At 48.2% G+C, this 26,788-nt stretch carries 30 protein-coding genes; 6 read left to right on the top strand and 24 right to left on the bottom strand.

The window, feature by feature from the left end; genetic code table 11:
* Positions 1–17 precede the first annotated feature (17 nt).
* Complete coding sequence (locus tag MHM89_RS11585; protein WP_045979216.1) at positions 18–1,280, bottom strand: HDOD domain-containing protein; 1,263 nt, start codon at positions 1,278–1,280, stop codon at positions 18–20.
* Between the two features lie 183 nt (positions 1,281–1,463).
* On the opposite strand from MHM89_RS11585, the gene MHM89_RS11580 reads away from it, so the two are divergent.
* The 3 genes from MHM89_RS11580 to MHM89_RS11570 all read left to right on the top strand — a co-directional run bounded on the left by MHM89_RS11580 (position 1,464) and on the right by MHM89_RS11570 (position 3,671).
* Positions 1,464–2,162 (top strand): transporter substrate-binding domain-containing protein, encoded by a 699-nt coding sequence (locus tag MHM89_RS11580; protein WP_045979215.1) that lies wholly within the window; start codon positions 1,464–1,466, stop codon positions 2,160–2,162.
* A gap of 63 nt (positions 2,163–2,225) precedes the next feature.
* Positions 2,226–2,792, top strand: coding sequence for an alkylphosphonate utilization protein (locus tag MHM89_RS11575; RefSeq protein ID WP_022945395.1), 567 nt, complete (start codon positions 2,226–2,228; stop codon positions 2,790–2,792).
* Positions 2,793–2,882: 90 nt separating this feature from the next.
* Positions 2,883–3,671, top strand: a complete 789-nt coding sequence (locus MHM89_RS11570; RefSeq protein WP_022945394.1) for an META domain-containing protein — start codon at positions 2,883–2,885, stop codon at positions 3,669–3,671.
* Positions 3,672–3,741: 70 nt separating this feature from the next.
* Here the strand turns inward: MHM89_RS11570 and MHM89_RS11565 are convergent, their stop codons facing one another.
* On the bottom strand, positions 3,742–5,934 hold the full coding sequence (locus MHM89_RS11565; protein ID WP_239408853.1) for an EAL domain-containing protein: 2,193 nt from the start codon (positions 5,932–5,934) through the stop codon (positions 3,742–3,744).
* A 142-nt stretch (positions 5,935–6,076) separates the two neighbouring features.
* Here MHM89_RS11565 and MHM89_RS11560 point away from each other — a divergent pair, with 142 nt between their 5' ends.
* Both MHM89_RS11560 and MHM89_RS11555 read left to right on the top strand, forming a co-directional pair.
* Positions 6,077–6,616 (top strand): SRPBCC family protein, encoded by a 540-nt coding sequence (locus tag MHM89_RS11560; protein WP_162197073.1) that lies wholly within the window; start codon positions 6,077–6,079, stop codon positions 6,614–6,616.
* Positions 6,606–7,484, top strand: a complete 879-nt coding sequence (locus MHM89_RS11555) for a TIGR03899 family protein (protein WP_045979212.1) — start codon at positions 6,606–6,608, stop codon at positions 7,482–7,484. Before MHM89_RS11560 ends, MHM89_RS11555 begins: the two co-directional genes overlap by 11 nt.
* A 43-nt stretch (positions 7,485–7,527) precedes the next feature.
* Here the strand turns inward: MHM89_RS11555 and MHM89_RS11550 are convergent, their stop codons facing one another.
* From MHM89_RS11550 to dusA, 5 genes are all read right to left on the bottom strand, one after another.
* Positions 7,528–8,286, bottom strand: coding sequence for a TIGR04219 family outer membrane beta-barrel protein (locus MHM89_RS11550; protein WP_235419627.1), 759 nt, complete (start codon positions 8,284–8,286; stop codon positions 7,528–7,530).
* 12 nt (positions 8,287–8,298) lie between these two features.
* The gene (locus MHM89_RS11545) at positions 8,299–9,285 is read right to left on the bottom strand and encodes a DUF2333 family protein (RefSeq protein WP_045979210.1); all 987 of its coding nucleotides are present in this window, start codon (positions 9,283–9,285) and stop codon (positions 8,299–8,301) included.
* Positions 9,286–9,293: 8 nt separating this feature from the next.
* Positions 9,294–9,779 (bottom strand): copper chaperone PCu(A)C, encoded by a 486-nt coding sequence (locus tag MHM89_RS11540; protein ID WP_022945388.1) that lies wholly within the window; start codon positions 9,777–9,779, stop codon positions 9,294–9,296.
* Between the two features lie 132 nt (positions 9,780–9,911).
* Positions 9,912–10,118, bottom strand: coding sequence for a PspC domain-containing protein (locus MHM89_RS11535; protein WP_239408852.1), 207 nt, complete (start codon positions 10,116–10,118; stop codon positions 9,912–9,914).
* A 145-nt stretch (positions 10,119–10,263) separates the two neighbouring features.
* Positions 10,264–11,271, bottom strand: coding sequence for a tRNA dihydrouridine(20/20a) synthase DusA (dusA, locus tag MHM89_RS11530; protein WP_239408851.1), 1,008 nt, complete (start codon positions 11,269–11,271; stop codon positions 10,264–10,266).
* 107 nt (positions 11,272–11,378) lie between these two features.
* Here dusA and MHM89_RS11525 point away from each other — a divergent pair, with 107 nt between their 5' ends.
* The gene (locus MHM89_RS11525) at positions 11,379–12,446 is read left to right on the top strand and encodes a site-specific integrase (RefSeq protein WP_239408850.1); all 1,068 of its coding nucleotides are present in this window, start codon (positions 11,379–11,381) and stop codon (positions 12,444–12,446) included.
* A gap of 442 nt (positions 12,447–12,888) precedes the next feature.
* Here MHM89_RS11525 and MHM89_RS11520 read toward each other — a convergent pair whose 3' ends face one another.
* The 17 genes from MHM89_RS11520 to MHM89_RS11440 all read right to left on the bottom strand — a co-directional run bounded on the left by MHM89_RS11520 (position 12,889) and on the right by MHM89_RS11440 (position 26,784).
* Positions 12,889–13,695, bottom strand: a complete 807-nt coding sequence (locus MHM89_RS11520) for a DUF2971 domain-containing protein (RefSeq protein ID WP_239408849.1) — start codon at positions 13,693–13,695, stop codon at positions 12,889–12,891.
* A gap of 835 nt (positions 13,696–14,530) precedes the next feature.
* Positions 14,531–15,478: a hypothetical protein gene (locus tag MHM89_RS11515; RefSeq protein WP_239408847.1), complete on the bottom strand. Its 948-nt coding sequence runs from the start codon at positions 15,476–15,478 to the stop codon at positions 14,531–14,533.
* Positions 15,451–16,143, bottom strand: a complete 693-nt coding sequence (locus MHM89_RS11510) for a hypothetical protein (protein WP_239408846.1) — start codon at positions 16,141–16,143, stop codon at positions 15,451–15,453. Before MHM89_RS11510 ends, MHM89_RS11515 begins: the two co-directional genes overlap by 28 nt.
* 1 nt (position 16,144) lies before the next feature.
* On the bottom strand, positions 16,145–16,627 hold the full coding sequence (locus MHM89_RS11505) for a hypothetical protein (protein WP_239408845.1): 483 nt from the start codon (positions 16,625–16,627) through the stop codon (positions 16,145–16,147).
* Positions 16,624–17,271: a hypothetical protein gene (locus MHM89_RS11500; protein ID WP_239408844.1), complete on the bottom strand. Its 648-nt coding sequence runs from the start codon at positions 17,269–17,271 to the stop codon at positions 16,624–16,626. The genes MHM89_RS11505 and MHM89_RS11500 overlap by 4 nt, the downstream gene beginning before the upstream one ends.
* A gap of 37 nt (positions 17,272–17,308) precedes the next feature.
* Positions 17,309–17,653, bottom strand: coding sequence for a DUF1353 domain-containing protein (locus MHM89_RS11495; protein ID WP_239408843.1), 345 nt, complete (start codon positions 17,651–17,653; stop codon positions 17,309–17,311).
* Positions 17,643–18,188 (bottom strand): hypothetical protein, encoded by a 546-nt coding sequence (locus MHM89_RS11490; RefSeq protein ID WP_239408842.1) that lies wholly within the window; start codon positions 18,186–18,188, stop codon positions 17,643–17,645. Before MHM89_RS11490 ends, MHM89_RS11495 begins: the two co-directional genes overlap by 11 nt.
* Entirely contained in the window at positions 18,185–19,045 is an 861-nt protein-coding gene (locus tag MHM89_RS11485) for a hypothetical protein (protein ID WP_239408841.1), read from the bottom strand. Before MHM89_RS11485 ends, MHM89_RS11490 begins: the two co-directional genes overlap by 4 nt.
* A complete protein-coding gene (locus MHM89_RS11480) occupies positions 19,046–19,858 on the bottom strand; it encodes a phage tail protein (RefSeq protein ID WP_239408840.1) in 813 nt (270 codons plus the stop codon).
* Positions 19,855–20,370: a phage tail protein gene (locus tag MHM89_RS11475; protein ID WP_138547385.1), complete on the bottom strand. Its 516-nt coding sequence runs from the start codon at positions 20,368–20,370 to the stop codon at positions 19,855–19,857. Before MHM89_RS11475 ends, MHM89_RS11480 begins: the two co-directional genes overlap by 4 nt.
* Positions 20,367–21,515 (bottom strand): baseplate J/gp47 family protein, encoded by a 1,149-nt coding sequence (locus MHM89_RS11470; protein WP_239408838.1) that lies wholly within the window; start codon positions 21,513–21,515, stop codon positions 20,367–20,369. Before MHM89_RS11470 ends, MHM89_RS11475 begins: the two co-directional genes overlap by 4 nt.
* Positions 21,505–21,837 (bottom strand): DUF2590 family protein, encoded by a 333-nt coding sequence (locus MHM89_RS11465; RefSeq protein ID WP_239408837.1) that lies wholly within the window; start codon positions 21,835–21,837, stop codon positions 21,505–21,507. The genes MHM89_RS11470 and MHM89_RS11465 overlap by 11 nt, the downstream gene beginning before the upstream one ends.
* Complete coding sequence (locus tag MHM89_RS11460) at positions 21,834–24,146, bottom strand: phage tail tape measure protein (RefSeq protein WP_239408836.1); 2,313 nt, start codon at positions 24,144–24,146, stop codon at positions 21,834–21,836. The genes MHM89_RS11465 and MHM89_RS11460 overlap by 4 nt, the downstream gene beginning before the upstream one ends.
* A 175-nt stretch (positions 24,147–24,321) precedes the next feature.
* Entirely contained in the window at positions 24,322–24,618 is a 297-nt protein-coding gene (locus MHM89_RS11455; RefSeq protein ID WP_239408834.1) for a putative phage tail assembly chaperone, read from the bottom strand.
* Entirely contained in the window at positions 24,615–25,205 is a 591-nt protein-coding gene (locus MHM89_RS11450) for a hypothetical protein (protein WP_239408832.1), read from the bottom strand. The genes MHM89_RS11455 and MHM89_RS11450 overlap by 4 nt, the downstream gene beginning before the upstream one ends.
* A complete protein-coding gene (locus tag MHM89_RS11445) occupies positions 25,202–25,657 on the bottom strand; it encodes a phage protein (protein WP_138508003.1) in 456 nt (151 codons plus the stop codon). The genes MHM89_RS11450 and MHM89_RS11445 overlap by 4 nt, the downstream gene beginning before the upstream one ends.
* A gap of 8 nt (positions 25,658–25,665) precedes the next feature.
* Complete coding sequence (locus MHM89_RS11440; RefSeq protein ID WP_239408831.1) at positions 25,666–26,784, bottom strand: DUF2586 domain-containing protein; 1,119 nt, start codon at positions 26,782–26,784, stop codon at positions 25,666–25,668.
* Positions 26,785–26,788 lie beyond the last annotated feature (4 nt).

The raw sequence follows: 26,788 nt of genomic DNA, 5'->3' as shown, positions 1-26,788 counted from the left end.
GTCAGCATACTGTGTCGCTAGTCGCTAAGCAATTCCATGGTTTTATCGCAGTAAATTCGCGATTGTGACAGCGCTGCATACAATACCTGCGGTTCACTGGCTGGGCGAATGGTTTGCAAAATTTCCTCGGCGAGTGGCCACTGACATTGTTCGCATGCGTACGCCAAGTTAAGAGCTTGGCCCAGCATTCCTTGGGCATTAAGTAAGGCACCGCTGAGCGCCCCATCAAGGGAGAATTCCTTGGCCAAGTTTTCCAGCGACACATCCAACACGGCATCAAGTACAGATAACAGCCCAAGAAGATAACCCTGCTCTACCATCGCCTTGCCTGCCGGCGACACTAATTCGGCAATAAGCTGGGCACGCATTAACCCCAGCTTAGTCAGCTCTGCGGGTTTTTGGGCGCCTAGTTCTCCCAGTGCGAGAACACGAATAAAGCGACGAATACTTTGCTCACCAAGGTAAGTCACTGCCTGTTGTAGGGAGCTGATATTGGCGCGCGTACCACTGAGGCCATTAGCCATTCTTAATATCCGCGCGGTCAACGAAACATCGACACTAATGCGTTTGGCGATTTCTTTGAAATCAATTTCAGCACTCATGGTTAACTGCAGTAATTCAATAATCACACGCTTGGCAGGGCTAATATTTTTAAATTCCAGCATCGCGGGTTTGGCAAAAAAATACCCCTGTAACAGATCGGCTCCGGCCCCCACCACTGCTTTTGCCTGCTCAGGGGTCTCAATGCGCTCAACAATAATTTGTGCTTGTGGATACACCATGCGCAATTTTTTTATCAGCATCACTGTACTGATAAGTTTTGGCTCCATTTCAATTTTAATGTAATCCACCAGCTCTAACAGTGGCTGCCACTTGGGATCTTGATCATAATCATCCAGTGCAAATCGGTATCCTTTTTTCTTTAAGGCACTGACGACATGAACAAGTTCAGAGACACCTCGGCTGCGCTCAACAATCTCAATTACCGTGTTATCTTTAGGAAGTAGCTGGGGGATTTGCTCAAGTAATGCGTCTGTGGCCAAGTTTAAAAAAGCAGGTAAGCCGGCACTGACTTTTTCAAGCCCTTGCAACAAAATAAGGTCGAAAAACATGCGACCCGTGGCTTTTGAGTCTCCCATTCCTTGAGGAAAGCAATTTTGTGGCGAATCCCGATAGAGAAGTTCATAAGCAACTAATTCGCCGGTGCTTGAGAAAAGCGCTTGCCGGGCGACATATTGCGCCTCCAGCTGTGAAGGGGTCTGGGAGTCTGATTGTTGCATTTACCACCTGTCGCTAAACTCTTCGCTCTATTACTGATATAACGCTTAATCGGTGAGTTGTCACTGTAAAGTTTCACTTTCTTCTTTTCACACCTGCGCAATAGTTGAATTACCACTATGCTAGTTAGTAAATAGCTTAATTTCTTAAAACGAATGCGGTTCTACGTAGTTTGCTTATGTGTCATGACCTTGCTGATTTCTTCATCGGTCAGTGCCCAGCCGTTAAAATATAATGTCAACGCCAGTGGAAGTTGGTACCCCTATGCTACGCAAAGCGCAAAGCACCCAGGCATTGTTCGCGAATACATCGCGGCAGTAATGAGCGAAGCAGAGATTGCTAGCCAACATGTGAGCTTGCCTCCTAAACGCACCGTTCAGTCCATTCAAGCAAAGCAACTGGATTTTGAAGTCATCAGTCCTAGTTGGCTTTCCCAAGCGCAGCGCCACGACGAAAAGTTTGTATTCTCTGCACCGCTGTTTCCTGTCGATGAGTATCTAGTGGCCCTAACATCTAAAGTACATCAATACCAAACACGCGACAGCATTTTTCGCCAAACAGTGGGCACGGTAAGAGGGTATTACTATCATGATGATAATAGGTTCGAACGTATGGATTTTAATAGCGAACGAGAGTTGATCCTAGCTCTACATCGAGGTCGCATTGATGTGGCGATCATCGGCGATTTACCGGCTAAATATTGGGCTCATCGTTTGGGTGTTGATATCGTTTTAGGGGCTCGCCACTCAAGCGGACAGATGCATATCCGCTTGCTGCGCGAACATCAGCCGCTATTGCCTCGAGTGAATCAAGCAATTGAGGAGCTAAAAAGCCAAGGTTTCTATGAGAAGCTGAAGCAGCGATATATCGCGCTTTACCTGTAAAACATTACCTTTTGTAAGGTTATTTTGGTTATAATTGCCATTTCTCCCTACCAAAAGTTAACTATGAGTATTGAACAGACCCTCAAGCAGCGTAGTAATAACACCTGCGAACTATGCGCCAGTCAAGATAATCTCAGCGTCTATGCGGTACCACCTGAAGGCGAAGCCCATTCAGATAAAGCTATTTTAGTCTGTGCCACCTGTGCAGCGCAGCTTAATGGTGATGAGCAACTCAGCGCAACCCACTGGCATTGTTTAAATGACAGTATGTGGAGCCCAATCCCAGCAGTACAAGTTGTAGCTTGGCGGTTGTTGAACCAATTAAGTACCGAGCACGGCTGGGCCATGGACATGCTTGATATGCTGTATTTGGATGAACCAACACAGCAATGGGCTCAGGCTGCCATTGCTGAAGAAGAAGATGTTATTCACCTCGACGCCAATGGCGTGCGCTTAAATGCAGGTGATACCGTGACACTTATTAAAGATCTAGATGTAAAAGGCTCAAGCTTGGTGGCGAAACGTGGCACCGCCGTGCGCAATATCAGCTTGACCTCTAACCCTGAACACATCGAAGGACGTGTAGACGGACAGCGCATAGTCATTGTCACGCAATATGTAAAAAAATAAAAACCCTCAGTGTCATGGCGATGTACTACATTAAGTACCTATTAATGCATATTTTCTTACACTTTCGTTAGCATTTAAGGAGTTTATGTAATGAGTATGAATGTCACTTTACCCGCCGTGGCTCTGACCACACTTCTACTTGGCGCTTGTAGCAGCTCAGTTGAGCCGCAACAGCAAAATATAGCTCCTGCGGTGCAGAGCAAAACCATGCAGGTTCAGGTTATGTACCGCGACCGCAGTTTGCTTCCGCCTGGGGCTGAGCTAAAGGTTACCTTAGCCGATGTTTCCTTGATGGACGCACCCGCAAAAGAACTGGCAAGTAAAACCCTGCCCTTGGAGGGAGCGCCCCCGTATAACGTTGAGCTCACCTTTGACTCGTCTGAAGTAATCGCCAATATGCGTTACAGTGTGAGTGCCAAAGTCACTCGTAATGGCGAACTACTCTACATTACCACTGAGCACAACGATCCCTTTGGCACCGTGCAGTCACAAAGCCCAATCAAAGTCATGATGGAAAAAGTTGCGAAGCCCGATGTGTCTCTGACTAATACCTATTGGAAAGCCATCACCTTGAAAGGTAACAAGGTACAAGTAACTGAACGTGAGCCGCATATGCAGTTTCACGATGATGGTAAAGTAAGTGGTTACTTAGGCTGCAACAACTTTACTGGCCAATATGTTAAGGGACAACATTTCGGCTTGCGTTTTAAAGCAGTCGCTAGCACCAAGAAAATGTGTATGGACTCGATGGCGCAAGAAAGTGCAATGAGTGAAGCGTTAATGAACACGTTCAGCTACGACATCATGGGTGAAAAACTGGTTTTGCGTGACGAGCAAGGGAGCAACTTAGCCACCTTTCAAGCTGTCTATTTCAACTAAAGAAGCTACTGGGTTAACGCTTATGTTTTAGCACAGCGTTAGCCCTAAATCGCGGCCAGCCTAGTGAAGGTTAGTTGCTCAACTTTAAGTAAGTATCAAGTTTTTTGCCATCTAGGGGCTGCGCATAGTAATAACCCTGCCCTTCGTGACAACCAATGGATTTTAAAAATTGCAGCTGTTGTTCGGTCTCAATGCCCTCTGCAATAACCCGTAAATTCATTCTGTTAGCTAACGAGACCACTAGCTCGGCGATTTCACCGTTGTCCTGCTCGGGGATCCCTTTAACAAAAGCTCGGTCTATCTTGAGCCGATCAAAGGGTAACTTGTGTAAGTAACTTAACGAGCAAAATCCAGTGCCAAAATCATCAATCGCCACGTCAATACCGTAACTTTTGAGCTCATTAAGCGTGCGCGTAACCTGCTCAACCTCGTCCATAACAACGCTTTCGGTGATTTCCAACTCTATTTTATCACTGGGTACGGCAAAGCGTGCCAAGGTTTGCGCAACGCTCTGAGCATAATCAGACGCTTTAAACTGTGGCACCGAGACATTCACCGATATTTGCATATCAACGCCATGCTGGGCTAGCTCTCGCTGTTTGGCACAGGCCTGTTCAAGCACCCACTGGCCAATCTCTATAATCATCCCCGCGTCTTCAGCCAAAGGCACAAATACGGCCGGAGAAATAAACTGACCTTGCCCTATCGGCCAACGCAATAGTGCCTCACAACCATAAGGCTGCGCCGTTGCCAAATCTACTTGCGGTTGGTACCACACCTCTAGTTTGCCATCTGCAAAGTCTTCCCGTAGGCGTCTTATCATCGCCAAGCGATGGCTCACCTGCTCTTCCATTTGTTTATCAAAGTAGCAGTAACTATGGCTAATATCGGCTTTAGCATGGCTTAACGCGATCGACGCTCGCTTTAAGGTGCCCAGCGCAGTGCTGTCAAAATGAGGCTGAGTGCACAATCCGAAGGTAAAATTTAAATGCAGCTGATGCTCAGCCGCGATAAAGGGTGCACGCAACAACTGGTGTAATTGCGCAAAGGGGAGTTGCTCCTCATTACTTACTACAGCGAAGAGATCTGCGCCAAGCCGCGCTACGACTTGCGTCTGTTGATGCTGCGCTTGCAAACGCTGCGCCACAGCAACTAACAGTAAATTACCAATATCGTGGCTGAGCCCTTCATTGATGTCGGCAAACCGGGCAATATCAATCAGTACTAAATAATCGTGGGCGTTTGTGTTTTTTTGTAAGCGCTCCAAAGCGGCGATAAAGCCGTTACGTGAACATAACCCCGTAAGTGAGTCTTTAAACGCAACATTACGTAACCTATCTACCAACAGCACATTGTCGAGGCCTACCCCCACATTGGTTAAAAGTAGGTCAATGTATTGCATCAGCGCATGCTCAATAATGTGTTCACCCTCAAGGCAAATGACATACTGCTGTTGTTTGGCACGAAAGAAAAAGCTCACCGAGTGTTCGTTATGCTGGTGCTGAGCTAATTTAAAACTGGCTTTGATCTGCTCTTTTACAGAGGCCGTTAAAGCGCTTTCTTCGAGATGTTGGTGATGCACATTTTGATACTCACCAGTGCCCCCATAGACAATCTCCACACCGTCATCATCTAAGCCACACACCACCCCTTGTTGCGGACCCGCTGTAAAATGAGCAAGGTGTTTAATTGCTGCGCGACTCAAAGGCAGTAACTGGCTGAAATTCAGTATTTGCTCACTTGCCAGCAGCACTTGGGAAAGGGCATGACTTTGCATAGATAATTGCGTTACCTGCTGGTGCGAGCGCAAAGCCGTTACCATGGTGGTGGCAAGCTTCGAGCGGGTCAGTTCAGTTTTAGTGCGGTAGTCATTAATATCATATTGACGGATGATCTGCTCTTCAGGGGCATAACCTGGCTGCCCTGTACGCAACACAATGCGTACCACGTGATTTTTTAACTCTTCACGCACCCGTTTGGCAACAATTAGCCCGGCATCGTCGCTTTCCATAACAACATCAAGTAACACCACCGAAATAAGCGGATTGTCACGCAAAATATCAACCGCTTGCGTACCATTAAAAGCGTGATGAAAGCGCAACCCCTTACCGTTGAGCTCAAAGTTAGACAAGGCTAACTCCGTCACTGAGTGTATTTCAGAGTCGTCATCAACAATGAGCACATCCCAAAACTCTTGGGGTTTAGCCGGCTCCTCGTCAAATTCTTCATTAAGAAAAATAAAATCACTACTTGGCGAAGACATAGCCTTCCTTCGAAACCGTAAACAATCGAATATTCACTTACTTAGATGAGCAATATTCACAACTACGGAGATAGAAAATTAAGTTCTAACAGTATAGTCTAATCTTTCGACTATGCTTTTTGTGTTTCTGCGCAGAGGTACTGTGATAACCCTAGCACGCAATGTAATAAAAACTCTAGTTTTACTCGCGCTCATACTGGTGCTGATTGGCCTTGTCGCCAAGCAACATTATCGCGTTGAGCGCAGTATTACTCTGGATGTGCCGAGCGCAGCGATAAAGCCTTGGCTGTGGGATTTAACTCAGTGGCAACAATGGCTAGCGCTACGCCAATTCGACCAACAAGCTCGTTTAGAAGTTCGTGCGCAAGCCCAAGGAGTTGGCGCTCATTTAGGCTGGCAAGGGCAACGCTCCCAAGGGGAGCTAAGTATTGTCAGTGACAGTGCATCTACTCTCAACTATCAATTACTGGTCAATAACGAATACCTCTCGCATGGCCAGTTTCAATTAATCAGTTCAGGGGAGCAGACCCGTATCTTATGGCAGCAACAAGGTGAAATCACTCTACCCGTCATTGGCCCCTATTTGGTCTGGTTTACCGAACATACCCTCGCTAATACCATGACTCATAGCCTAAATAATTTAAAAACAGTGGTGGAATTGGAGCACAAGGATGAGCAGTAAAACCTTCACTGCGCAAACCAAACTGGCGCAACTTATTGCCCAACGAGTTGGTTTTAAAATAAAAAAACAGCGCAACTCTTTACCTGTACCGGCCCAAGAAGGAGGCTATTCCCGCCAAGGGGCTCGCCCCAGTGGGTTTGTATTCGATCAACGAGTGCCTCTTGCAGAGCGAGCCCTCAAACGTGAAGAGCTCAAGCGCCTAAGACAGCAACACAATATAGAGTCAATACTCGCCCAGGCCATGCAATACTGCCCAGACACTAAAACCGATGGCTATGTTGACCCTGATTGGTTTGAGCGCTTTATGTCGCTTGCCGAAGACTCCGCAACAGCGTCCATGCAGCAGTTATGGGCAAAAATTCTTGCTGGAGAAACGCTGGCTCCGGGGACCTTTAGTATCAAGAGCTTGCAAACCCTAAAGCAAATGACCCAGCGCGAGGCACTGGCTATACAAAAAGCCGCTGCACTGTGTGCTCAGCTCGACTTTGATCATTCTCATATTATTTTATTGGGTTATTACAAACGCCCGTCGTTATTCGACTTACTGCGCAAAGGCAATAAGGAGCAACTCAACTTGGCCAAGGCGGGACTCAGTTACCCTCAAATATTAACCTTGATGGATTGCGCTGTGCTGTATCGCAAAGAAATTGAGTCAGCGAACTTTCGCGCCAAACAGCAGCTAAAACTGCGCTTTTACGATACCTCATTAACGCTCACAGCCAAAAACAGTGACTTAGTTCTGAGCTACTACAAATTCACCCAAACGGGTGATGAATTAAGGCGGTTGCTGCGTGCCACATTGAGCCCTACGTTTAAGCAAGCAATAGAGCAAGCACTGCAGCGTGACTTCGATTTAGAGTGGTCATAAATACAAAAAAAGCGGCCTGCGCCGCTTTTTCAAAGTTTACTATTTAAAAGTGAACTTGTAGCCCTGCAAAGGGGCCTGAAACATCAATATCAGTATTGATATCATCAACATCATCAAGTTCAATCATCATCGCTCGGTAGCCTGCACGTACAGCCACATCCACCGCTAGATTATCTATAAACTCCCACTGCACGCCGACTTGGTAGTCATGCACGGTACTGTCATCTAATGCGAAAAAGCTGCCCTCAGCAAATGCGCTCAAGCCAGTAAAAGGTAAGCCCACTTCACCGCGACCATACACTAGTGGCACAAACCCTGAGTAATCAACGCGCACAGACGAACTGTTGTCGGTCTGGGCAACATAAATATCGCCGTCAAACTGTTTCGCGCTCAAACCTAAATCAATCGACACCGCATCGTTATCAAAAATCTCATAGTAAAGCACATAATCGGTGTGACTGAGCTCTGCATTGGTCATGATGTTGCTGCCTACAGCAAAATCGACTCCCTCAAATTCAAAGGTTTGGTTAAGCAGTGCTCCGCCACTGATGTCCATCTCGGTGTAACGTAGCTTGACGTTAGGAACCAAAGGAACTGGATGCTCCAATGCTGCGTAGTAGCTGGTGAAGGTTTCATCATCGAAGTTGAAATCTTGCTGCGCATAGCCTTTGCTGCCAAAGCTACCTTCTGGCTCAGCCTGCCAACCTTCGGCCCCCACATAAAGGCCTAACACGGTATCGGCATGGGCCATTGGCGCCATCGCTGCAAGCGATAAACCTGCAGCCACAAAGTATTGTTTCATCATCTACCCTTTTTATCCTTGTGCGAGTAACTCGCTTAACTCAATTAGTGCCGCATTAGCACGAGAAATATAATTTGCCATCACTAACGAATGGTTAGCTACAAGGCCAAAGCCACTGCCGTTAAGCACCATAGGGCTCCACACAGGCTCTTGTGTTGCTTCCAGTTCGCGAATAATTTGCTGGACGCTTACCTTAGCATTTTTCTTTTCCAAAACATCGGCAAAATCGTGCTCAATAGCGTGCAAGAAATGCAGCAACGCCCAGGTAGCTCCCCGAGATTCATAAAATACATCGTCAATTTCCCACCAAGAGGTGCGCACCTCTTGCTGCATGGGTGCATATGTCGCTTGATGTGCTTCGCGATCGCCAGCCAAATCGGTATTAACACGCTCTTGTCCCACGCTGGCGCTGAGGCGTTGGCTGAGGCTACCCAAACGCTTTTCAGCCTCTTTTACCCAAGTACGTAAATTATCCGCACGGGCATAAAACTGACTTTGTCTGTCGTTACTGTCCGCGATTTGACTGCGGTAGGCAATCAGGTAATCAATGCCTTTTTGATACTCACCTTCGGCACTGGGCCACATCCAAGCAGTGCTACTGATATTAAACTGCGGCTGCGCTTTTTTCAGTGACGGGTGCTCCGTGGATTGCGACTGTGAACGGCTAAAGTCTTTACGCATCGACAACGCTAAATCACGGGTCATCTCCAGCGCTCCGTATTCCCAGGCCGGCATGTTGTCCATCAATACGCTGGGTGGAGCCATATCGTTACTAAGGTAGCCGCCCGGTTTGTCGAGTAATGTTTGCGCGACGTTAATCAACGTCGACGTGGTCACATAACCTGTTACTAAGCGCTCATTTCGTTCGCTAGCTTGCTGTTTTGCCTGTTCTACGACATCGAAGCGATCGGGCTCAATGCTCCAATAAACGGCAATGAGATAAAATAATAAAAACAATGCAGCAATGGCTGCGGCAATCTTTCCTTTATGCTGAGACATAATAACTCCTAGTGATGATGGTGCTGATGTTCATCGCTGTTATTGTCTTGCGACTGTTCAAGCAAGTTATAGATGCGTGCCTGTGTGAACACACGGTCGCCATCGGCAAAATACAGGGTCATTTTCAGTTGCTCACCGGCCACCAGTTTCTGACTTGGCGCAAATAGCATTAAGTGTAGTCCACCGGGTTGAAATACCAGGGTTTGGTGCGCAGGAACCTGTAACTCTTCAAGCTTACGCATTTGCATCATGCCATTTTTATGTTCATGAGTATGAATCTCCACACGCCCGAGGGTCTCGATCTCGACCTTTTTCAGTACGCGGTCATGATCGCTGTGGTTCATTAACGTAAGGTATCCCACCGAGCTCTCGCTAGCAGGTAAGAAGGTCCGCACCTTGGCTTCACTCACCATAAGTTCGCCATGAGCAGCACTGTGAAAACTGAGCAGTAACGACACTGCACAGATGAGGGTACCTAGGGTTGTACGCAGCATAGCGCTTCCTTGTTATGTTACTTTAACTGTACCCTAATATAGCTTAATGACGCCTGAGTGTCTGTAATAAAATCAGTGTACTAGCCGCAAATAGAGCGTTATTTGCAGCCATGGTTGTACGTGTTCATATGGCTAAACCACGATGTGCTCGTCAAACACGAAATGACAAATAAGGTAGATAGCTGCCACCAGCACTGGGGCATTTAAGAACAAAATCACCATCGCTATACGGGTGAGCCAAACAGGTAGGTTATGACGTTTCGCAAACCCGGCACACACACCCGACAACTTCTTATCCAAGGCATCGCGATAAAAGCGTTGATAGCTAGAGTCTCGCATGGGAATACTCCTATTAGTTTAATTCACTAAGTGAGCATCAAGTTACATGCCAAAACTCATCACATTGAAAAATAAAGGGTTCTGATTTGAATCATCTTTATGTAATTAGCAAAATAGCTATTTTTTAGTGTATTTAGCAATAAAGTTAGCTGACAAAGCTCAGTGCTGTGACTAAAGTATCGGCCGTGGCATCTTGCTTGTGGCCATTTTCAGATAAATGACGACGATAACCACGGGCACCTGGCATGCCCTGAAATAACCCCAACATATGCCGAGCGATATGCCAAAAGCGCGCGCCTTGGCGCATCTCGTCATCAATATAGCTAAGCATTTTTTCTGCCACTTGGTGGCGGCTCAGTGTGCAACCCTCTAAGCCATATAATGCGGCATCTACTTCGGCCAGTAAGTAAGGGTTACTGTATGCTTCTCGGCCAATCATTACACCGTCAACATGCGCCAAGTGATGTTCACATTCAGCGATGGTTTTAATCCCCCCATTGATGCTGATATGAAGGTGGGGAAAATCTTTTTTAAGCTGATACACACGCGGGTAGTCAAGGGGGGGAACCTCACGGTTTTGCTTCGGGCTCAAACCTTGCAGCCACGCCTTGCGGGCATGAATGATAAAATCATCGCAGCCGACCTTGTGACTCGCCTCTATCAACGCCAGCAAGAACTCGTAACTGTCTTGCTCATCAATGCCGATACGGGTTTTTACCGTCACGGGGACGTCAGTGACCGCCTTCATTGCATCCACCCCCTGTGCGACTAGCTCAGGCTCAGCCATTAAGCAGGCGCCAAAGCGACCATTTTGCACGCGGTCCGATGGACAGCCTACATTTAAGTTGATTTCCGCATAGCCTCGTTGTGCCGCTAACTTCGCGCAATGAGCCAACTCGTCAGGGTTTGAGCCACCCAATTGCAGCGCCACTGGCTGCTCATGCTGGTTAAAGTGCAAATAGTCACCCTTGCCATGGATAATAGCGCCGGTGGTGATCATCTCGGTATACAGCACCGCCTCTTTGCTCATAATACGATGAAAACTACGGCAGTGGCGATCAGTCCAATCCAGCATCGGAGCAACGCTAAAACGCCTAAAGCTTGAATCGCTTGATTTTACTGGCCTAAGACCTTGTTCAGTGGTGTTTTTCATATACTCTCAACTGCCCCAAATTACCTTGAATTACCTCGAATTTCTATATACAGTCACCCTCATGTCACCCTATTACGGTAGGACTGGAGACTAAAAAAGGCACCCTCATGGCATCATATACAATAGAAAAACGAAAACTCAAATCTGGATTCAGCTACAAGTGTAATGTGCGGCACAAAGAGCGCGGGCGGATTATACACAATGAAAATAAAACTTTCAGTAAACGAGCACTGGCTGAAACATGGGGGAAAAACAAGGTCAACTCTATTGAAGAGAGTCTGGTGAACGACCTAAAGAAAGTCGTCACCCTCGGTACCTTGCTAAATATGTATTATGAAAACCATGATCTGTGGAATAACACCGGCCGCACTAAGCAGTTTGTAATTAAAATGCTCATGGATTGTGATGTGGCAAATGTCATGTCTAACCAACTTAAAACCAGTGACTTGATTCAACATTGCCAAAACCGCAGAAGCGCAGGAGCTGGCCCTGCGACCATTTATCATGATATTGCATATCTACGTAGCGTCATGAAAAAAGCTGGGCCAGTTTGGGATATCGATGCCAATGTTTCTATTTTTGAAGATGCTGTGCCTGTATTAATTGAAATGGGTCTTGTGGGCAAAAGCCAAAAGCGCACTCGCCGACCAACAAACAACGAGTTAGAAAAATTACGTAAAGGGCTCCAGGAGCGCATGGCTTACCGGCCTAATGGTAAGGTGCGCATACCTTTTGTGGATATTCTCGATTTTTCAATTTTAACATGTATGCGAATAGGTGAAGTGTGCAAGCTTCGCTGGGAAGATTTAAACGAAAAGCATAAGACCATACTAGTTCGCGACCGCAAAGATCCTCGTAAAAAGGCGGGGAATCATATGGTGGTGCCATTGCTTGCTGGTTCTTTTGATATTGTTTTACGCCAACCTCGAGATAGTGACTTTATATTCCCCTACAATTCAAAGTCTGTGACCGCAGGGTTTCAACGAGTTCGGAACTCTTTAGGTATAGATGATTTGCGTTACCATGATTTACGCAGAGAAGGCGCCAGTCGCCTGTTTGAAAATGGGTATAGCATAGAAGAAGTTGCTCAAGTGACAGGGCATAGAAACTTGAACATTCTTTGGCAAGTTTATACTCAACTGTTCCCCCACAAACTTCACGCTAAAGACAAATAAGCCCTCTTGTGATGAGGGCTCAATATACTATAAAGTTATTTTTCAAGCGGGTAATTGGTATAGGGATTTTATATCTCTATGAATACGCATCAGCAAAGCGTCTAGCTGCTTCTTCTCTAGATCATATCCGCGTGACTCGTCCAAAATTAGAGTTAGACATGTGTCTATTTCGAACAGTGAGCTTCGTACGTAATCAGCAAGTGTAATGTATTTTTCTATCATTGACTTCTCCTTTAAAAACTCAAGCCTAAGCGGCTTCTTAAATCGCGCATTTTTCAATTCAATAACTCATTCGCTTGGTTTAATTACAACACACTTAATCAAGTCCAATAGAAAAAGCCGTGGACGCTTGCCACGGCTTTTTATTCCCATCTCACTGGTTGTGCTAACAATTGGCATGAATAGAAGCCCTGTAGCGCTCCTAATGATAATACGGAATCAGTCAGCGGTATTGACCTTCTGAACGACTGACCTCCACGTCGTTATACCCATTAATACGAAGAAGTCTTTCTACATCGACCTCTGTACTTTTGTTTTTTGGGCCCAAGACAACCCTCTTCAGAGAAGTATTAGAATTAGCTAGAATTGTTATGAAAGTGTAAGAGCAAAGCCCATACTTGGTGTTACGTATACTGACTTGTCTTCCTAATTCTTTTTCTAACACTGTAATGTCATGTATTGAGGGGTAAGTAATATAAGCTCTGACTTCTTCTTCTTCAGAATAAAAAGGAATCTTTAGTAACCCTTGTGCTTCATTTAAGTCCGATGCGGCCCCAAATCTACCCAGTATAGGCTTTTCACTCAAATTTCCGTTGAAATATTGGTCATAATAGTTACTAAATTCATTTTCATCATAAAAAACTTCTCTAAGCTCAATTTTACTCCTTCTTTTGGGATTGCTTGATGAACTCGGTGAAGATGCCTCCGCATCAATCGACTTTAAAGCGTCACGATCAAAGCCAAGGCTGAACCCTTCTCCGTCATCTGCATAGCCTCTCCACTGACTTAACAGGTCGTCAACCTTTGAGAAACTGCATACATAAACCCCACTAATCGCTTGATTAAAAAACGTAAAACTACCAGGATCGCTGTACTTTTTTACCAAACTTTGGATAGTATCGTAACCTTGCATTTTCTCACTCGGATCATTTAGTTTTGTTATGTCAGAAGCCCAGAGTTGCCGACTTTTAACGATTCCCATAAAAGCCTCAGAACCACAATAGTGGTATATCAATTTATTTTGTGTCATCTGCTCATCCTTAATTTGTGCTTCTTAAGACCATCGTTTAGTACTAAGCAAGGTAACTTAAATGGAGGCATCTAACCATTAATTAGCTCAATAAAAAAGAAAACCATAGCTTCATAAGAATCTTGTACGAGGCGCTTCGTAAGATCTTCGCTTTAAATAATTGGCTATAAAAAGTTTGCTAGCCACCAAAACAGCCTCTATAAGACGCCCTGTTGGAACACGACCCTTGCTTTTACCCATTCTTATTCAATACTTAGTGAGTAAAGTATGGCAAGGAGGCCTTCATGCAATTTACATATACAAAAGTTCCAACAGGTAAACGTCGCCTTTCCTGCGTACATACGCACTGCGAAAGTGCTATCGACGTGATGACTCGAGATTTAATTACCCCCTCAGACATAAAGTTTATCGAGAAGAAGCTGCAAAGTAAGTTTGTACGGCGTTTGGGTGAGACCCACTATCTTTTTAAAAGGTAGTAATTAAGCCTTTGACCTTAGGGTTCAAGGGCTGATATTCGCAGCCGCAACGCCGGGGAACACTTCCTTCCTTTAAACACGCGCTATACAGCCTATATATAGAAACATTCCAGACCTATTCCTAGACTAAAAAGTTGTCGTAAAGTTGCCGTAAGTATTATTTCACTGACAAAAAGTTGCCGTGAAGTTGTCGCATTTATTGAAGCAAATTGAGTGGAAATATACCGGCATGTATAGATACATATATCTATCTTGGCCAACACAGTTAAACGTAACTATGCCACCTGGCAAATCACTTCTGGTACCACATAGACACCGACGTCTTTGCTCGATAATAGACATTGATATCTATAGTCGACCTACTCAGTAATGGGCTTAAGCTGGCTATCTAGATTCGTTGCTTGGCTCATGTACCCTGTAAACTGACCTGATTGTTGTGACTTCCCTGCCCCCTCGTGTGTATGCATCGCAAGTGTTTGATTGGTGTCTTTTACCACGGCAATCAAATCGAGCAATATTTGCAACACATTCACCGATTCATTGCCCACCCAAACCGTTTGTCCTTCTAGCTTTGCTAAGTTCGCGGCTTTGGCGTGGAGCGTCTTTAGTGTTTCAAGGATCATGTTACCTTGGGCTTTGATATCTACCTGCTTTTGACTGCCCAATTGCATGTTATCTAATGCAATAAGCAAGGCCTTCTCACCCACTGTGGTTTTTAATGCGCCCAGGATGGTATTTAGTTGATTACCTTCAACGCGCGTGGAATCATGCGAATCAATGCTCGTACTCTTTTGGTGGTAATGCTCCGAACGCGTACGCGACTGAATACTCATGGTATCGGCGCTTTGTGCTAGTTCACCGTCGGTATGAATATGCCAATCACCATTGGTGCCACGAACCTGGCTACGGGCACTTTGTTTGAGTGACACGTCAGTACGTTTACGCTCATTCACAAGTTGCCCAAATGGCAGAAGATGAGTGATCACCGGCATGGCGTTATTACCATCAATAAATTGAATCAAGCATTGCATGCCCACATGCGGAGACAATTCCACCCCCGCATCACTGGCCGCAACACTGACGGCTAGGGGCACCTGCTCGTAAACAGGTGTATTTTTTGGCTCGCCACTGGGGGCTAGCAGCTGGATATCCACGGCGAGATGAGCACGAAACGGCGTGCTTATCTGCGCATCTTGGTTGGGTAAGTCATACACAGCTTCGATGCGCGCCAATTGCGGTACGTGTTGACGCTGCTTCAGCTCAGGATGAAAACGCTCTATTAAACGGCGGACAGCTGCGGGGACCATAAAATACTTTGCTCCGTTTCTTTAAGTTCTACTTGCCCAACATAGCGCTGGTTGAGTTTCATGCCTGGGCGCAGATAAGGCACCGCAAACAGTGTCGCGCTGCTGGCATTGCTGGATTTAAAAATATGCTCGGCGGTGGTAATGAGTTTATCTTCGGCTTGCCAACCACTGTCATGCCAGCTCCCCACATACACATTGCCATTGGTGCGCTGCTGAAACATATAATCAGTGATACCAAACGCAGCCCCAAGCTTACGCAGTGCATTCACACCGTCATCACTGTGATAGAAGCATGGGATCTTCCGATTGGCATAATCCGCATCGGGCAGCTCAATGGTGATACCTGCACGCTCGATCTCGTCGCACACATCGCGAAGTGTCGGGTGACGTTTGGCGATAGGCAGCGCAAAAGACAAGGCACCGACAAGCTCTCGGCAGGTAATGAACCACCGCCCTGCTCGCTGTTGCTTCGACTCGATCACACCATAGAAGTACGGCACTAATTTATCCTGATAACCAATGTGAAATTCTACAAGGCCGCTTGGTAATGTGTCTTCTGCGACCACAAACACCGCGCGCCCGGGTGAGCGCAAAGAAAGCACCACATTATGGTGTGCAGGCGTCACCACCTCGCCGCCGATAGTGAGTAAGGTTTGTAACTTCATGCTATTGGCCCTCAGCCGCTTCGAACAACACAAGGGTTTGTGCATGTCCGTCTTTAGCTGGGCTTTGGCTGATCCCTTTGTTGGTTTCGTCTAACTGCTGCTGTTTTTTCTCGGCCACACTTTTAACTTCGACGAGTTTAAAAGTGATATTCCACGCTTTGAGCGTCTGATCTTCTTTGACATTGACCTTGCCCGCAAACTTAGCACGGCGTATTTTCATGCTCTGCGCTAACCCATTTGTGATTGTATACACTTGGCGCTCACCGTAATCATTTTCAGCCTCGGCCCAGCGGGTGATTTGCTCAAGCGCGTCGAGCTCATCCATTCTTAGCACAGTACTAATCGTGAGTCCCTTGGGTTTGGTGCCCTCTTCACTGGTAATAGCAAAGGAGCCGACCCCTGATTGGTTTGTTCCCGCCAAATCAAAATTGGCATGCACCCGAGTATTGCTACCGGGCACTTTAACGCCATTTAATGCAATCAATTGAATAACTCCACAAGTGGTGCGATGGCCTGTTGGCGCCCCACATAAACCTGAAAAGCCCAGTGCATGTGATTGTCTCCCAAACGCTCAAGTGTATCGGCCAGACTGCGTGCACTGGTCGCGGTGATCGCTTTCGTGCGAAGCCCAAGTTGGGCCGCGTTAAACGAGCATGAATCTATCCGCGCATCCCGCGCAGCTTTTTGCTCGCCAAGCGCCGCTAATTCCTCATCGATGCTGCCAACACTGTTTTGGCCCTCACCTTTTATCAGCTTGGTTGAAGCAACTTGATACGCGCGACTTAGCGCAGGAACCTGGCACGCATCACTGAGTGTTTGCCACTCGATGCTTTGCTCATGGCCCGTGGGTAAAGTCATTTTATGACGCGTTAAATCTGACAATGAGCGAGCATAACGCGCTGCGGTGATAAACACAGGCAGAGGACAAGCAGTATTCACACTTTCAAGGGCTTGGTTCAAACTTGCAGGAGATGGCGCTGTGATATAAAGCACCAATGCATGCCACTGTATTGGCCGCTCGCGGCGGCTCAAATCTCGCACGGCTTTGGCTAGCTGCATCGCGCCGCTGGCGCTGGTGTCCTGCTTTGCCACTTCATAGCTGTGCAACGCAAGTGCGTGCACTTTCATGCATGCCCCTTGCAAAACAGCTCGCGTGCTGGCGCTATTAAAAGAGTTTGGGTATTGCATGCACACCATCACTTAATTTCTGATAAACAGTCACCGCTACACGCATCATAAAAGCCTTATAAGCAGGCACACCCGCTTGGCTAAGGAGCACATAAAACTCTTTGTGAGGCTGCTTACGCCCTGTTTTAAGCGCAAAGTCATGCCAAATAGCCGCATCCAATCCGCACCCAAAAGGATTATGGAACCAACGTAGATACCAAGGTAAGGTAAAGCCATCGGTAACAAAGCCGCGATGCACAACGCCAAACTGTGTGCGTAATGGGTGCAGTAGCTGAGCCACGCCCACGCCGATAAACGCTAATTGAATGTGTTTAGGCGACATAGGCATCAAACTCCACTGTTTCGAACGCTAGTCGAAAAGGCGCTTCAATACTTTCCAGTCCCTTGTTTAAGCGCGACGCTGATATAATGTAGTTCCCCGACTGTGAAAACTGGCCGCTCACTGTAATGGTGTTATCAGCAATCACAGCTCGTGCACGAATGTCATCAATCACCTGCTCACCGTCGATGATGCGCTCAATGATGACGATCATTTCAGAGTCAGGAAGCGCGGCGACACCACGAAGTTCAAACGTTGAGTCCTGTGCTAACCACCATATACCGCCTTTCCCACGCTCTACCGTGTCGCCCGTTACGGCAATCTCTTTAATGGATACGTAGGGAATGGCTTTGGGTGACATACTTGCCAAATAGGCGTCCACATCATAATCACTATGCACGTATTTGCCGCCGTGATAATAGGCATAGAGATATTGGTGCCCGTCAATCGTGACAACGCTTTGCTCACTAAAATAATGAGGTTCGTCTGGCAGTTGTGGCTGTACGCTCCCTGGCGCGAGGCGAATGAGTAATCTCATAGTTGATACCCTGTATAAAACGCGATGACATTAGCCAGCCATGTATCGACTGACGCATAGTCCCAATATTTCTGCGATTCGATGGCATACCCTGTACTGGTTGTTTGCGAGGCACCGGAAATAGCCAACACGTTGTGACTGATCACATGCAAGTTATCCATGCAATAAGGAATGTACGCACTGGGTTGAGGGATTCCGAACCCTCGACGGACGGTGGTGACACCGTCTAGCAGCGCTATCACCCGCAGAGCATGCGTCGAGTTACTGCTTTGGCCTGCTTTGATGTATTCCAATTCAACGCGCCCGTCTCGAAATAGGGTCGCATATTGCAATTCATCAGGGGTGCTGGCAGGCGTGCTGATAGATAGCGACGGTAAATCAACAGCCACATGGGTATATCCACCCGGCCCCCCGCCTGCGCCATTGATGTGCAGCTGCCCGTTTTTTAAAAAGAACTTGCGCGGACGGAATTGGCCCATCGTTGGGCCAAGTGTCTGAGAGCCATCAGCTAAGTTGATGCGCAGCAAATGATAATCACTATTCAAAGAGTACTGACACATGAAAATTGCGTACTGATTGCCCCCTTCTTCATAGAAAAAGATGGCATGAAACATCAGCGACCCATGCGCTGCACTTATGTCATCACTGGACCACACAACACCGCTTTCATCATCAATGTAATTGACGAACTGCTCGCTAAATTGGACATAGCGACCGGGGGCCAGTGGGTTATTCATATACTCGTACCCCGTTGACGCATTCAGCGGCTTCATTATCCCGGCTTTCGAATGACCAAAGTGAAGCGGAATAGGATCAGCAAAAGGGTATGAATTGGAGCTACGCGCTATACTGTCCATTTAAAACTCCCATAAGTTAGTTGTCTTGTTGTACACGAACACCAGCTCACGCAGGTCATAGCTCAGCACATTAACAAAGGGCGCCACCTGGTTATCCGACACGCGCTTAAATTGCTCTCCTGCTGAACCTTCGGGATGAAGCACAGGCTCAAGTCCGCCGAAGTTCTTCACTGAAAACCAATCGCCGTCGGCCAATGTAGCCACCGCTGGGGCCGTTTTAGCTATCCCATCGGTGAGTTTGTGTCGCCGGTAAAGCGCCAACGCATCCGCGTTAATAAATGGCAGTGAACTATGGCGCACGTAGCGATTATCATGCCGATGACCGTCAAACTCATTTTGACTGACAAACTCACCCTCTTGCACTTGCCAAGGCAGGGCTGCGACTGTGATATTCAATTCATCTGCGATCCCTTGCGAGCGCCAAATAATACTCTTTGCGCTGTAATTCCCATTTCGCCCAGGCACGGATTTATGTTTACTTTGCAACGCGGTCTGTGCCACAGCCACAAGCACTTGGCTATTGTCTTGCAGTGTGGCTAATGCGCCATACCAGTTGTAATCAAAGTCCCCCACTTCATGCCCAAGCACCGTGCTTAATGCCACAGCATTTGAGTCGATACGTGTCACCGCTTGCACAGGCTGTGTGTGCACAACGTACTGCTCAGGCACCGTCGTATTCGGATCGATATCGGCGTTTTCGTCCAAACCAGGTACATGGGCAAACACAAAGTGACTGATATTTTGTGTCTGCTCTGCGGCGAATACCGCGTCTTTGTAGCTCAAACCCGCATTAGTGATTTGTAACTTACTCATCCCATTACCTCTTTGTCGTATTCAATATGGCCGATGGCCTCAATGTTGTAGGTTTCGCTCAAGGCACTGAGAATGTAGCGGCGACACGTTCGTCCGTAGCTACGTATGATCTCTTTAATAAGTGCCTGCTTGCCTGCTGATTGCGTCTCCGACATGGCAATTTCGACCATATCCCAGTCGAACCCAGGCACCCGATCATTGACTTGCACAAACCCAAATCCTAACCGCTCAAAAATCCGCATCATGCCGGTATTTGAACCTGCATCCTCAGCATTGACGACTGCATGCTTAATGCGTTGTGCGTAAAGCGTCACCGGCTCACCATCCAAGCGGTTAATATCACGCTCCCAGGCAAGTAAATCGAGTATTTCGAGCGCTGCTTTTTCCTCGTCTATTTGCTCAAGCCAACTAAACAGCGCAGCTTCAATGCTCTGCCAGTAAGCATCCGCTGCGCGCTCAAGCGCTTTGGCATTCTCACCACGCAGCCATACAGGAAGTTTGCTCATACTCATTGCTGCTCCAACACCAAACTATTTATCTTGGGCAGCCACATGCCGCATTGAATATCATCATTGATAAACTGGATACTTTTGAGCTCTGGGAACAGGGCATGCAGCTCACTCGCCAACAAGCTAAAGCTGAACTGTTGGTTCGGCATGGCTTTGGTCACAGTAAACATGGCGTTTTCACGAAAGGCCGCACGAATGGCGCGTACTAACTTCAATTTAATTGAGTCGGTGTTGGGGTGTAGCCAGTACTTAACGTGTATGTCTTGGGGCTGCTCAGGCAGCGCCATGACCACCAAGTCATCGCCATTGCCATGATTACCGGCACTGATATGGTTGTTAATCTCATCCAGCAGTGCTTGGCTCACCGTGCCTATTTCTAAAAACACGTAGGCATTGGCTGTACCCGGCCCACGCGGCGCATTGTGCTCAAACACAATATTCTCAGCCAGCATGCCGGGGAACTCTGCGATCATTGAGCGATAGACGGCATCAACATGGTAGTTGCCAAGCGTGGCGAACTTATCTCGACAACGCAGCCGATAGTTTGCATTGCTCTCAATGTCTTGCCCGGGCCGCACTAACCAGTCATCGAGATTAATCACACTGACGCCTTCAATCGGTGTGACAAGTTGTGTGTAGTATCCAGCAACCAAGTTATAAGCGCTGCCACTTTCCAGTGCTTCTGCCAGTGCAATGCGCTCGCCCTGCCCATCCTCAAACTGAATATCATTGAGCAGCTCAAGCACATACACACGACCGTCTACGGGTTCACTTTGTACCTGTGTGCCCTTGGGGATGGTTAAGGCGCCTTGGATATCTGCGCGTGAAAGCACGAGGTTTCCCTGTGCTTTGAGCTCCGGTAAACGCGGCACATTGCGGCTACGGCCATGCTGATCGAGCCACTCATCTTCTGCAAGTAGGATGAATGAGTTGGGCATGATCACATCTACCAAGGTATTAGTGAGCTTGCTTGTCGCCTCCCCAACAATGGCTTTTTGTGCGCGCCAAAACGGGCTTTGTGGCGACTGGTTTTTTACAGCTAAGCCTTGGCCAACTAGGCTTTGCTCCCATAGCGCCTTTTGCTCTTGCTCGCTTACTGGCACACCACGCGCTTTAAGCACATTTAGGAACTGCGCTCTATAATCCATACTGCACCTCTAAATCACCGAAATCACGGGTCTTGGCCCACATAATGATGCGCTCATGGTGAGGCATCGCCATATTAATCGTGCCAGGAACCAAGCGTGTGTCTTGCTCAACTAAAAGCTCTAAGTCCGTCAAAATACGCTGAATGATGATAGGGTCGCGCATACCAACCAGCGGCAGCACAATGCCTGATTCACGTATCGCATGGCGAATATCCTGCGCTATCACCACACGGTCGGTGGCACTCTCAACTGCTAACGCGCGATTGGTTTGTAAGTCATCATCGCTTATCAGTAAATCGATATAGATTGGCGTCGTACTCACCCGGTTAACTCCCATAGGTCGGCCAAGCTTTCCTTGGTAATTTGCTGATCTGTACGCAGCTCTAGGTGGTCGATATACACACGTTTATCCTCACTCTGCTGGCTGCTGTGTTGAGTCTGAGTCGCAAACTGCTGAATGAGCTTGCTTTGGTTCAAGGTTGTTGCCGCGCGCACCGAACTCAGTGGCTGCGTGTGCGCCTGTTTGGCTTTATCAATGACATCAAACGATGTGTCATTTGCTGAGTGGGTAAAATGGTGGTTTGCATCAATTACGTTTGCGCTCAGTGCATCGACCCGGGTTAATGGCTTAGCACGACCTGCAGCATAGTTATTAGCAGGCACGGGCAAAGGCACCACATTATTGGCTCGCGTGACAATATCACTGCCATAATGGCGGCTAAATGTGGTGTCTTTTTGGGTATGCTCGGTAGCGACACTCACATCACTGTCGATACCCAGTAAATCACGCAGTTTCGCCAGTGCCCCCTTTAGGCCACCCAGTTTTTGCTCTAACCACTCAAGTGCTTTGCCATACCCTTTTTGCACTAAGCCCATCGGCGAATAACTAAAGACCTTTCCAAGAAACTGCCAAATGGCGCTCAGTGGACCACGCATCGATTCCCATGCCTGGCTTGCAGGCGTCGCTAACCAACCAAACAACTCACCTAAGCGAGTGACGCCCCATGCGAGCGCACGAACGGGCGCGAGTAAGAAGTTCATCACACTGCCGACAACCGTGCCAAAGAGCTGCCCCGCTGTTGCCGCCCCCTCTAATTGCTGAGATGTACTACTCACAGGCTCAAACAAATTCACAAACCAATCAAACAACGCACCGAGCATACTAAAGAGCGGTGATAGCGCTGTGCGCAGCGTACCCAGTGATGAAAACACGGGCGCTAAGCCATCGGTGAAGCCTTCCCAAAAGCCGCCAAGGAATGCCTTGATAGGCTCCCAATACTTGTAAATGACCGCCGCCAACAGGCCGACTAAGCCAATCACAATGCCAATCGGGTTCGCGAGTAGTGCGGCATTTAATAGCCACTGCGCTCCTGTGAACATGCGTGTGGCACTGGTGACAGTGATCATCGTCATACCCCACCCAGCCGTCGCCACTTTGTTTAATCCCATGACGAGGGTGTATGCACTGCCAATGGCAACTAGACCCAGCATGGCAGCGGCACTTGCTGTCAGTACCGTGGTGAGCACAGGGAATTGCTCTGAAAAATCCACCACGTAGGCAAATGCACTCGCAAGCATATCAACGAGGGGATCAATGACCGGCGCCAAGCGCTGCCCCAAAGCCGAAGCCGCCGCGTTAATCGAGCCGCCCAACCTATCCCAGGGGCTGGCAATGGTGTTTGCCATTTCGAGCGCTTTATCCATGCCCTTTTGCTCGCCCAGCGCATCGATGTTATTCGCAAGCTTCGCGGTTTTGGGGATGAGGTTATCGATAAAGGCCACGGCTTGCTTTGAGCCGAACGCCTCCATCATCAGATCTTTTTTAGCGACCGTATCAAGGGCGCCGTATTTATCGGTAATGCGCTGCATGATATCGACTACAGGCAATAACTGGCCTTGGCTGTCTGTGAATGTCAGCCCTAACTTTGTTTGCGCTTTCCCAATACCGGTTAAGAATGCCTGGTATTTGGTGGCCGCTTCGCTGCCACTCATGGTGGCTTGCAACTCACCTAAGATAGCCATTTGTTCGTTCATGGCAACGCCATGGGCCGTCGCCGCAGAGCCAAGGCGGCTAAATGCTTGCTCCATTTGGGGGCCGGTGGTTTTAAACATTTGCACCGCCGCAGCGGTTTGCCCGGCCACCTGTTTCACCCAGTTGGACTTGCCCATCTTGTTGGCGGTGTTCTCAAAGATACCGTACATGGTGCCCAGGTAACTGGTGATGTTGCCCACGTTTGCTTTCGTCGCCACCGCGAGCACTCCAGATGCCTCGGTAAAACTAGAAAGCTCATCGCCGGTTAACCCTGCAATGGCTGATTGAATGTCATAGGCCGAGCGGATCACGGTCGCACTGTCACCGCCAAAGCGCGTCGTAAAGCGGTGTGCCGTGCTATTGAGTTGTTCGAGGGCGTGCTCAGCCACCCCCAAGGACTGGACTTCACCGAGCGCGGCAATACTGTCAATTGAGGGCGCCAGTGATGCACTGAGCATAGCACCGGCAGCAATCATGCCCGCTGCACCCGCTGCCATATCACCCATGCCCGACTTCACTTTGTGTGTCAGCTGGTCTACTTTGGCTATCATCTTGTTCACAGGGCCGGTGACCGCATCCACCACGCCTATCGTAAACATGAGTTTTTCCAACTTATTCACACGCGCTACTCACTCAATGCAGAAGCAATGCCGTTATTGACGGCCACTGCCATTTTTTTCCAATAGTCGTTCTCTAAGAACAATGCCCGGGCAAGGTTCTCTTCACCAACGGCACTGCCCGGCAAGTGCCGTTGGTGATAGGCGAGCAGCTGATCTAAGCTGTTTTCGCTGATGTCTCTTGCTCGCCTTTCGATTTTTTTACCGTGATCGCTATATCTGGCTGGTACTCTTCAACAATCGCACCGGCCACGTGTAAGGGCATGCCTGGCTGTTTTATCAGCTCTCGCAGCGCCGATTTGCTGCTGTCATCCACAGTATTCATGCAGAAGTTATGCGCAGGCTGTATTTTGTTATTTGGCGTGGTGCTGTTGATGTACTGGTTGTATGCCGTCAACGTGATATTAAAGGTGATCTCTTTATCGTTAATTTCTAGCACAATGACTTTTTTCACAGGCGCGTCTCGCTCTCAGTTAAAAGGGTGTAAGAAAAACTCGGGCCATACAGTGAAGCACTGTCACGGCATAGGTTCATAAATTGGCTAAAGTGCTCGGGGCTCGCTAATACCTGGCAACCGGCAGACCACTTGCCAACGTGTTTGCTCGTTGTGTGCTTGTTGGCGCGGTGGCAGTTGATACCGAAGTAGCCGGACTCCGTCGGGGTATCTGTATCGATGTGTGCATCCGAATTGTTATCGCGGTACACCGTCATTTCGCCGCGCTGCACCAACGCATCGTACTTACCCTGGTGCTGTCCAAGTTGCCAGCAGCCACCGTAGCGACCAGGCACAAGGACGGCGGTGCCTTTCACATTCGCGGGATGCTCGCGGTAATAGGTGCCCGGATCAGTGGTGGCCGGGTAGGCTTTGCACTGCCATGCGCCACCGCGTTGGTAAAGCACATAAATCATGTCATTAAAGGTATTGGCCTGTGCATCACTGGCGCGCACGCCAATGATGTTTAGGTTTAACTCCCCTTCAAATACACGGTGTCCATTTGCCCGCATCGCTGCTAAGAGCTGTTGAGCGCTGAGCGGCTTCATACGATGTTCTCCACTTCTTTCGCGGTCAGATAGGGGATACCGTTGATTTTGACAAAATCTGATGAAGTCACCTCAAAAGGGATTTTAGTTTCATCGGCCTTGGCGCCTTCGGGATCAATACTGAGCACATCGCTGAGCTTTAAGAGACAGCCATACGATTCAATATTTTTCTCACCACTGACCACGGCGCCCATCATGCTGATATCAATCGGGTCAATGCCTTTCCAGCTGCCTGCCTTTTGCGCCTCTTGTTGAATAATCAAGAAGTTTTCATGGTTGACTGTCAGCTCGCCTTTGGCAGTGCAAGGCCCATCTAAAAAGCCGTCGGGCACGCCATTGGTCATACGCACTTGGCGTCCATCATCAATGGTGAGTGAGCAGTTGATCACATGAACGAGGGCATCCCCCACGTTCACATCAAAGTCTTTACCTGAAAGTTTATGTTGGCTCATGGTCGCTCCTACTCTACGGTGCCATCGGCCAAATCAAGGCCAATACTGATCACAATTTGTTTTGGCGCGTTGTACGGCGTCAACCGCATGTAAATGCGCACTTGTGTTTTGCTTTGCCATACGATGGTGATGGCATCATCTTGAGGCGGCTTAATTTCGCCCGGGAATGGGACTCCCGCCACCACCGTGCGCTTCGCCATCTGGCGCAGCGGCTCACCTAAGTAGCGCTTGGCCCAGGCCATGGATGAAGGCGTGGAGTTAAGCTTGCGATCGGCAATTAATTTAATGGCTTTGATGCGCACAGCGCGACGGGCTTTATTCACTACGCGCAGGTTCTCTATCACCTGGTAGTCGCCGCCCTCAGCATCAAGTAAATTCAAATCGCCAAAGTAAACGCCATCATAATCGGGATAAGTTTGTGTGCAGCTCACGCGCGCATCATCAAGCGCAGCCGTTACTGCACTGGGCAGTGGCACCGAGTCCATATCAACAGGCGCTGCCCCAAGGCCGACCATCGTGCCGGTGGCGGTGCGCATTGGGCTATCGGCCACGGTGACGGCGTGTTTACACAAACGACCGGCGAGTGCGCCTAGGTCATTGCCGTGCAGTAGTGGCACAACCCCAACAGTATAAGCAGCCACACCATCGGTGATGGCCGCTGTGGCGGCGGTGTAGTCGGACCATGTTTGTGTGTCCGCTTGAATGCCTGCCACGCAGCCCAAGAAGAAATGAAAGCGGTGATAGGCATTTTCGACCTCTTGCTGTTTGGTGAACACCGCCTCAACAGCGGCTTTATCGGCGAGAGGCTCACACAACACGATGCCTTCAACTTGAATGCCCTGCACCATGGCGGTGTCCACCGCCATCAATTGCGTGGTGATATCATCCAATGGCAATGTATAGGCCTCAAACAGACCATCGGCGTTTAGCATCGCGGCACGCAGTTGGGTTTTCAGTGCAGACTCTGCCTCACCCAATAACGCGTCTAAATCGCTTTGCCCATTAATACTCACGACCTTGAGTTGATTCTCAGGGGCTTTACCAATAAACAAGAGCTTGCGCTCGATGCTGTTAGTCGCGCCCTGGCCTAAGTTATCGGCTGTAACTAATACCTGACCTTGTGACATTGTT

The organism is Pseudoalteromonas sp. CNC9-20, assembly GCF_022347875.1.
Classification (GTDB): Bacteria; Pseudomonadota; Gammaproteobacteria; order Enterobacterales; family Alteromonadaceae; genus Pseudoalteromonas; species Pseudoalteromonas ruthenica.
This window is presented reverse-complemented; position numbering and strand designations above follow the sequence as displayed.

Bases quoted from the DNA above. Each gene is read 5' to 3' on its own strand.
- MHM89_RS11585 (WP_045979216.1), bottom strand. From the start codon at position 1,280: ATGCAACAATCAGACTCCCAGACCCCTTCACAGCTGGAGGCGCAATAT.
- MHM89_RS11580 (WP_045979215.1), top strand. From the start codon at position 1,464: ATGACCTTGCTGATTTCTTCATCGGTCAGTGCCCAGCCGTTAAAATAT.
- MHM89_RS11575 (WP_022945395.1), top strand. From the start codon at position 2,226: ATGAGTATTGAACAGACCCTCAAGCAGCGTAGTAATAACACCTGCGAA.
- MHM89_RS11570 (WP_022945394.1), top strand. From the start codon at position 2,883: ATGAGTATGAATGTCACTTTACCCGCCGTGGCTCTGACCACACTTCTA.
- MHM89_RS11565 (WP_239408853.1), bottom strand. From the start codon at position 5,934: ATGTCTTCGCCAAGTAGTGATTTTATTTTTCTTAATGAAGAATTTGAC.
- MHM89_RS11555 (WP_045979212.1), top strand. From the start codon at position 6,606: ATGAGCAGTAAAACCTTCACTGCGCAAACCAAACTGGCGCAACTTATT.
- MHM89_RS11550 (WP_235419627.1), bottom strand. From the start codon at position 8,286: ATGAAACAATACTTTGTGGCTGCAGGTTTATCGCTTGCAGCGATGGCG.
- MHM89_RS11545 (WP_045979210.1), bottom strand. From the start codon at position 9,285: ATGTCTCAGCATAAAGGAAAGATTGCCGCAGCCATTGCTGCATTGTTT.
- MHM89_RS11540 (WP_022945388.1), bottom strand. From the start codon at position 9,779: ATGCTGCGTACAACCCTAGGTACCCTCATCTGTGCAGTGTCGTTACTG.
- MHM89_RS11535 (WP_239408852.1), bottom strand. From the start codon at position 10,118: ATGCGAGACTCTAGCTATCAACGCTTTTATCGCGATGCCTTGGATAAG.
- dusA (WP_239408851.1), bottom strand. From the start codon at position 11,271: ATGAAAAACACCACTGAACAAGGTCTTAGGCCAGTAAAATCAAGCGAT.
- MHM89_RS11525 (WP_239408850.1), top strand. From the start codon at position 11,379: ATGGCATCATATACAATAGAAAAACGAAAACTCAAATCTGGATTCAGC.
- MHM89_RS11520 (WP_239408849.1), bottom strand. From the start codon at position 13,695: ATGACACAAAATAAATTGATATACCACTATTGTGGTTCTGAGGCTTTT.
- MHM89_RS11515 (WP_239408847.1), bottom strand. From the start codon at position 15,478: ATGGTCCCCGCAGCTGTCCGCCGTTTAATAGAGCGTTTTCATCCTGAG.
- MHM89_RS11510 (WP_239408846.1), bottom strand. From the start codon at position 16,143: ATGAAGTTACAAACCTTACTCACTATCGGCGGCGAGGTGGTGACGCCT.
- MHM89_RS11500 (WP_239408844.1), bottom strand. From the start codon at position 17,271: ATGAAAGTGCACGCACTTGCGTTGCACAGCTATGAAGTGGCAAAGCAG.
- MHM89_RS11495 (WP_239408843.1), bottom strand. From the start codon at position 17,653: ATGTCGCCTAAACACATTCAATTAGCGTTTATCGGCGTGGGCGTGGCT.
- MHM89_RS11490 (WP_239408842.1), bottom strand. From the start codon at position 18,188: ATGAGATTACTCATTCGCCTCGCGCCAGGGAGCGTACAGCCACAACTG.
- MHM89_RS11485 (WP_239408841.1), bottom strand. From the start codon at position 19,045: ATGGACAGTATAGCGCGTAGCTCCAATTCATACCCTTTTGCTGATCCT.
- MHM89_RS11480 (WP_239408840.1), bottom strand. From the start codon at position 19,858: ATGAGTAAGTTACAAATCACTAATGCGGGTTTGAGCTACAAAGACGCG.
- MHM89_RS11475 (WP_138547385.1), bottom strand. From the start codon at position 20,370: ATGAGTATGAGCAAACTTCCTGTATGGCTGCGTGGTGAGAATGCCAAA.
- MHM89_RS11470 (WP_239408838.1), bottom strand. From the start codon at position 21,515: ATGGATTATAGAGCGCAGTTCCTAAATGTGCTTAAAGCGCGTGGTGTG.
- MHM89_RS11460 (WP_239408836.1), bottom strand. From the start codon at position 24,146: ATGTTTACGATAGGCGTGGTGGATGCGGTCACCGGCCCTGTGAACAAG.
- MHM89_RS11450 (WP_239408832.1), bottom strand. From the start codon at position 25,205: ATGAAGCCGCTCAGCGCTCAACAGCTCTTAGCAGCGATGCGGGCAAAT.
- MHM89_RS11445 (WP_138508003.1), bottom strand. From the start codon at position 25,657: ATGAGCCAACATAAACTTTCAGGTAAAGACTTTGATGTGAACGTGGGG.
- MHM89_RS11440 (WP_239408831.1), bottom strand. From the start codon at position 26,784: ATGTCACAAGGTCAGGTATTAGTTACAGCCGATAACTTAGGCCAGGGC.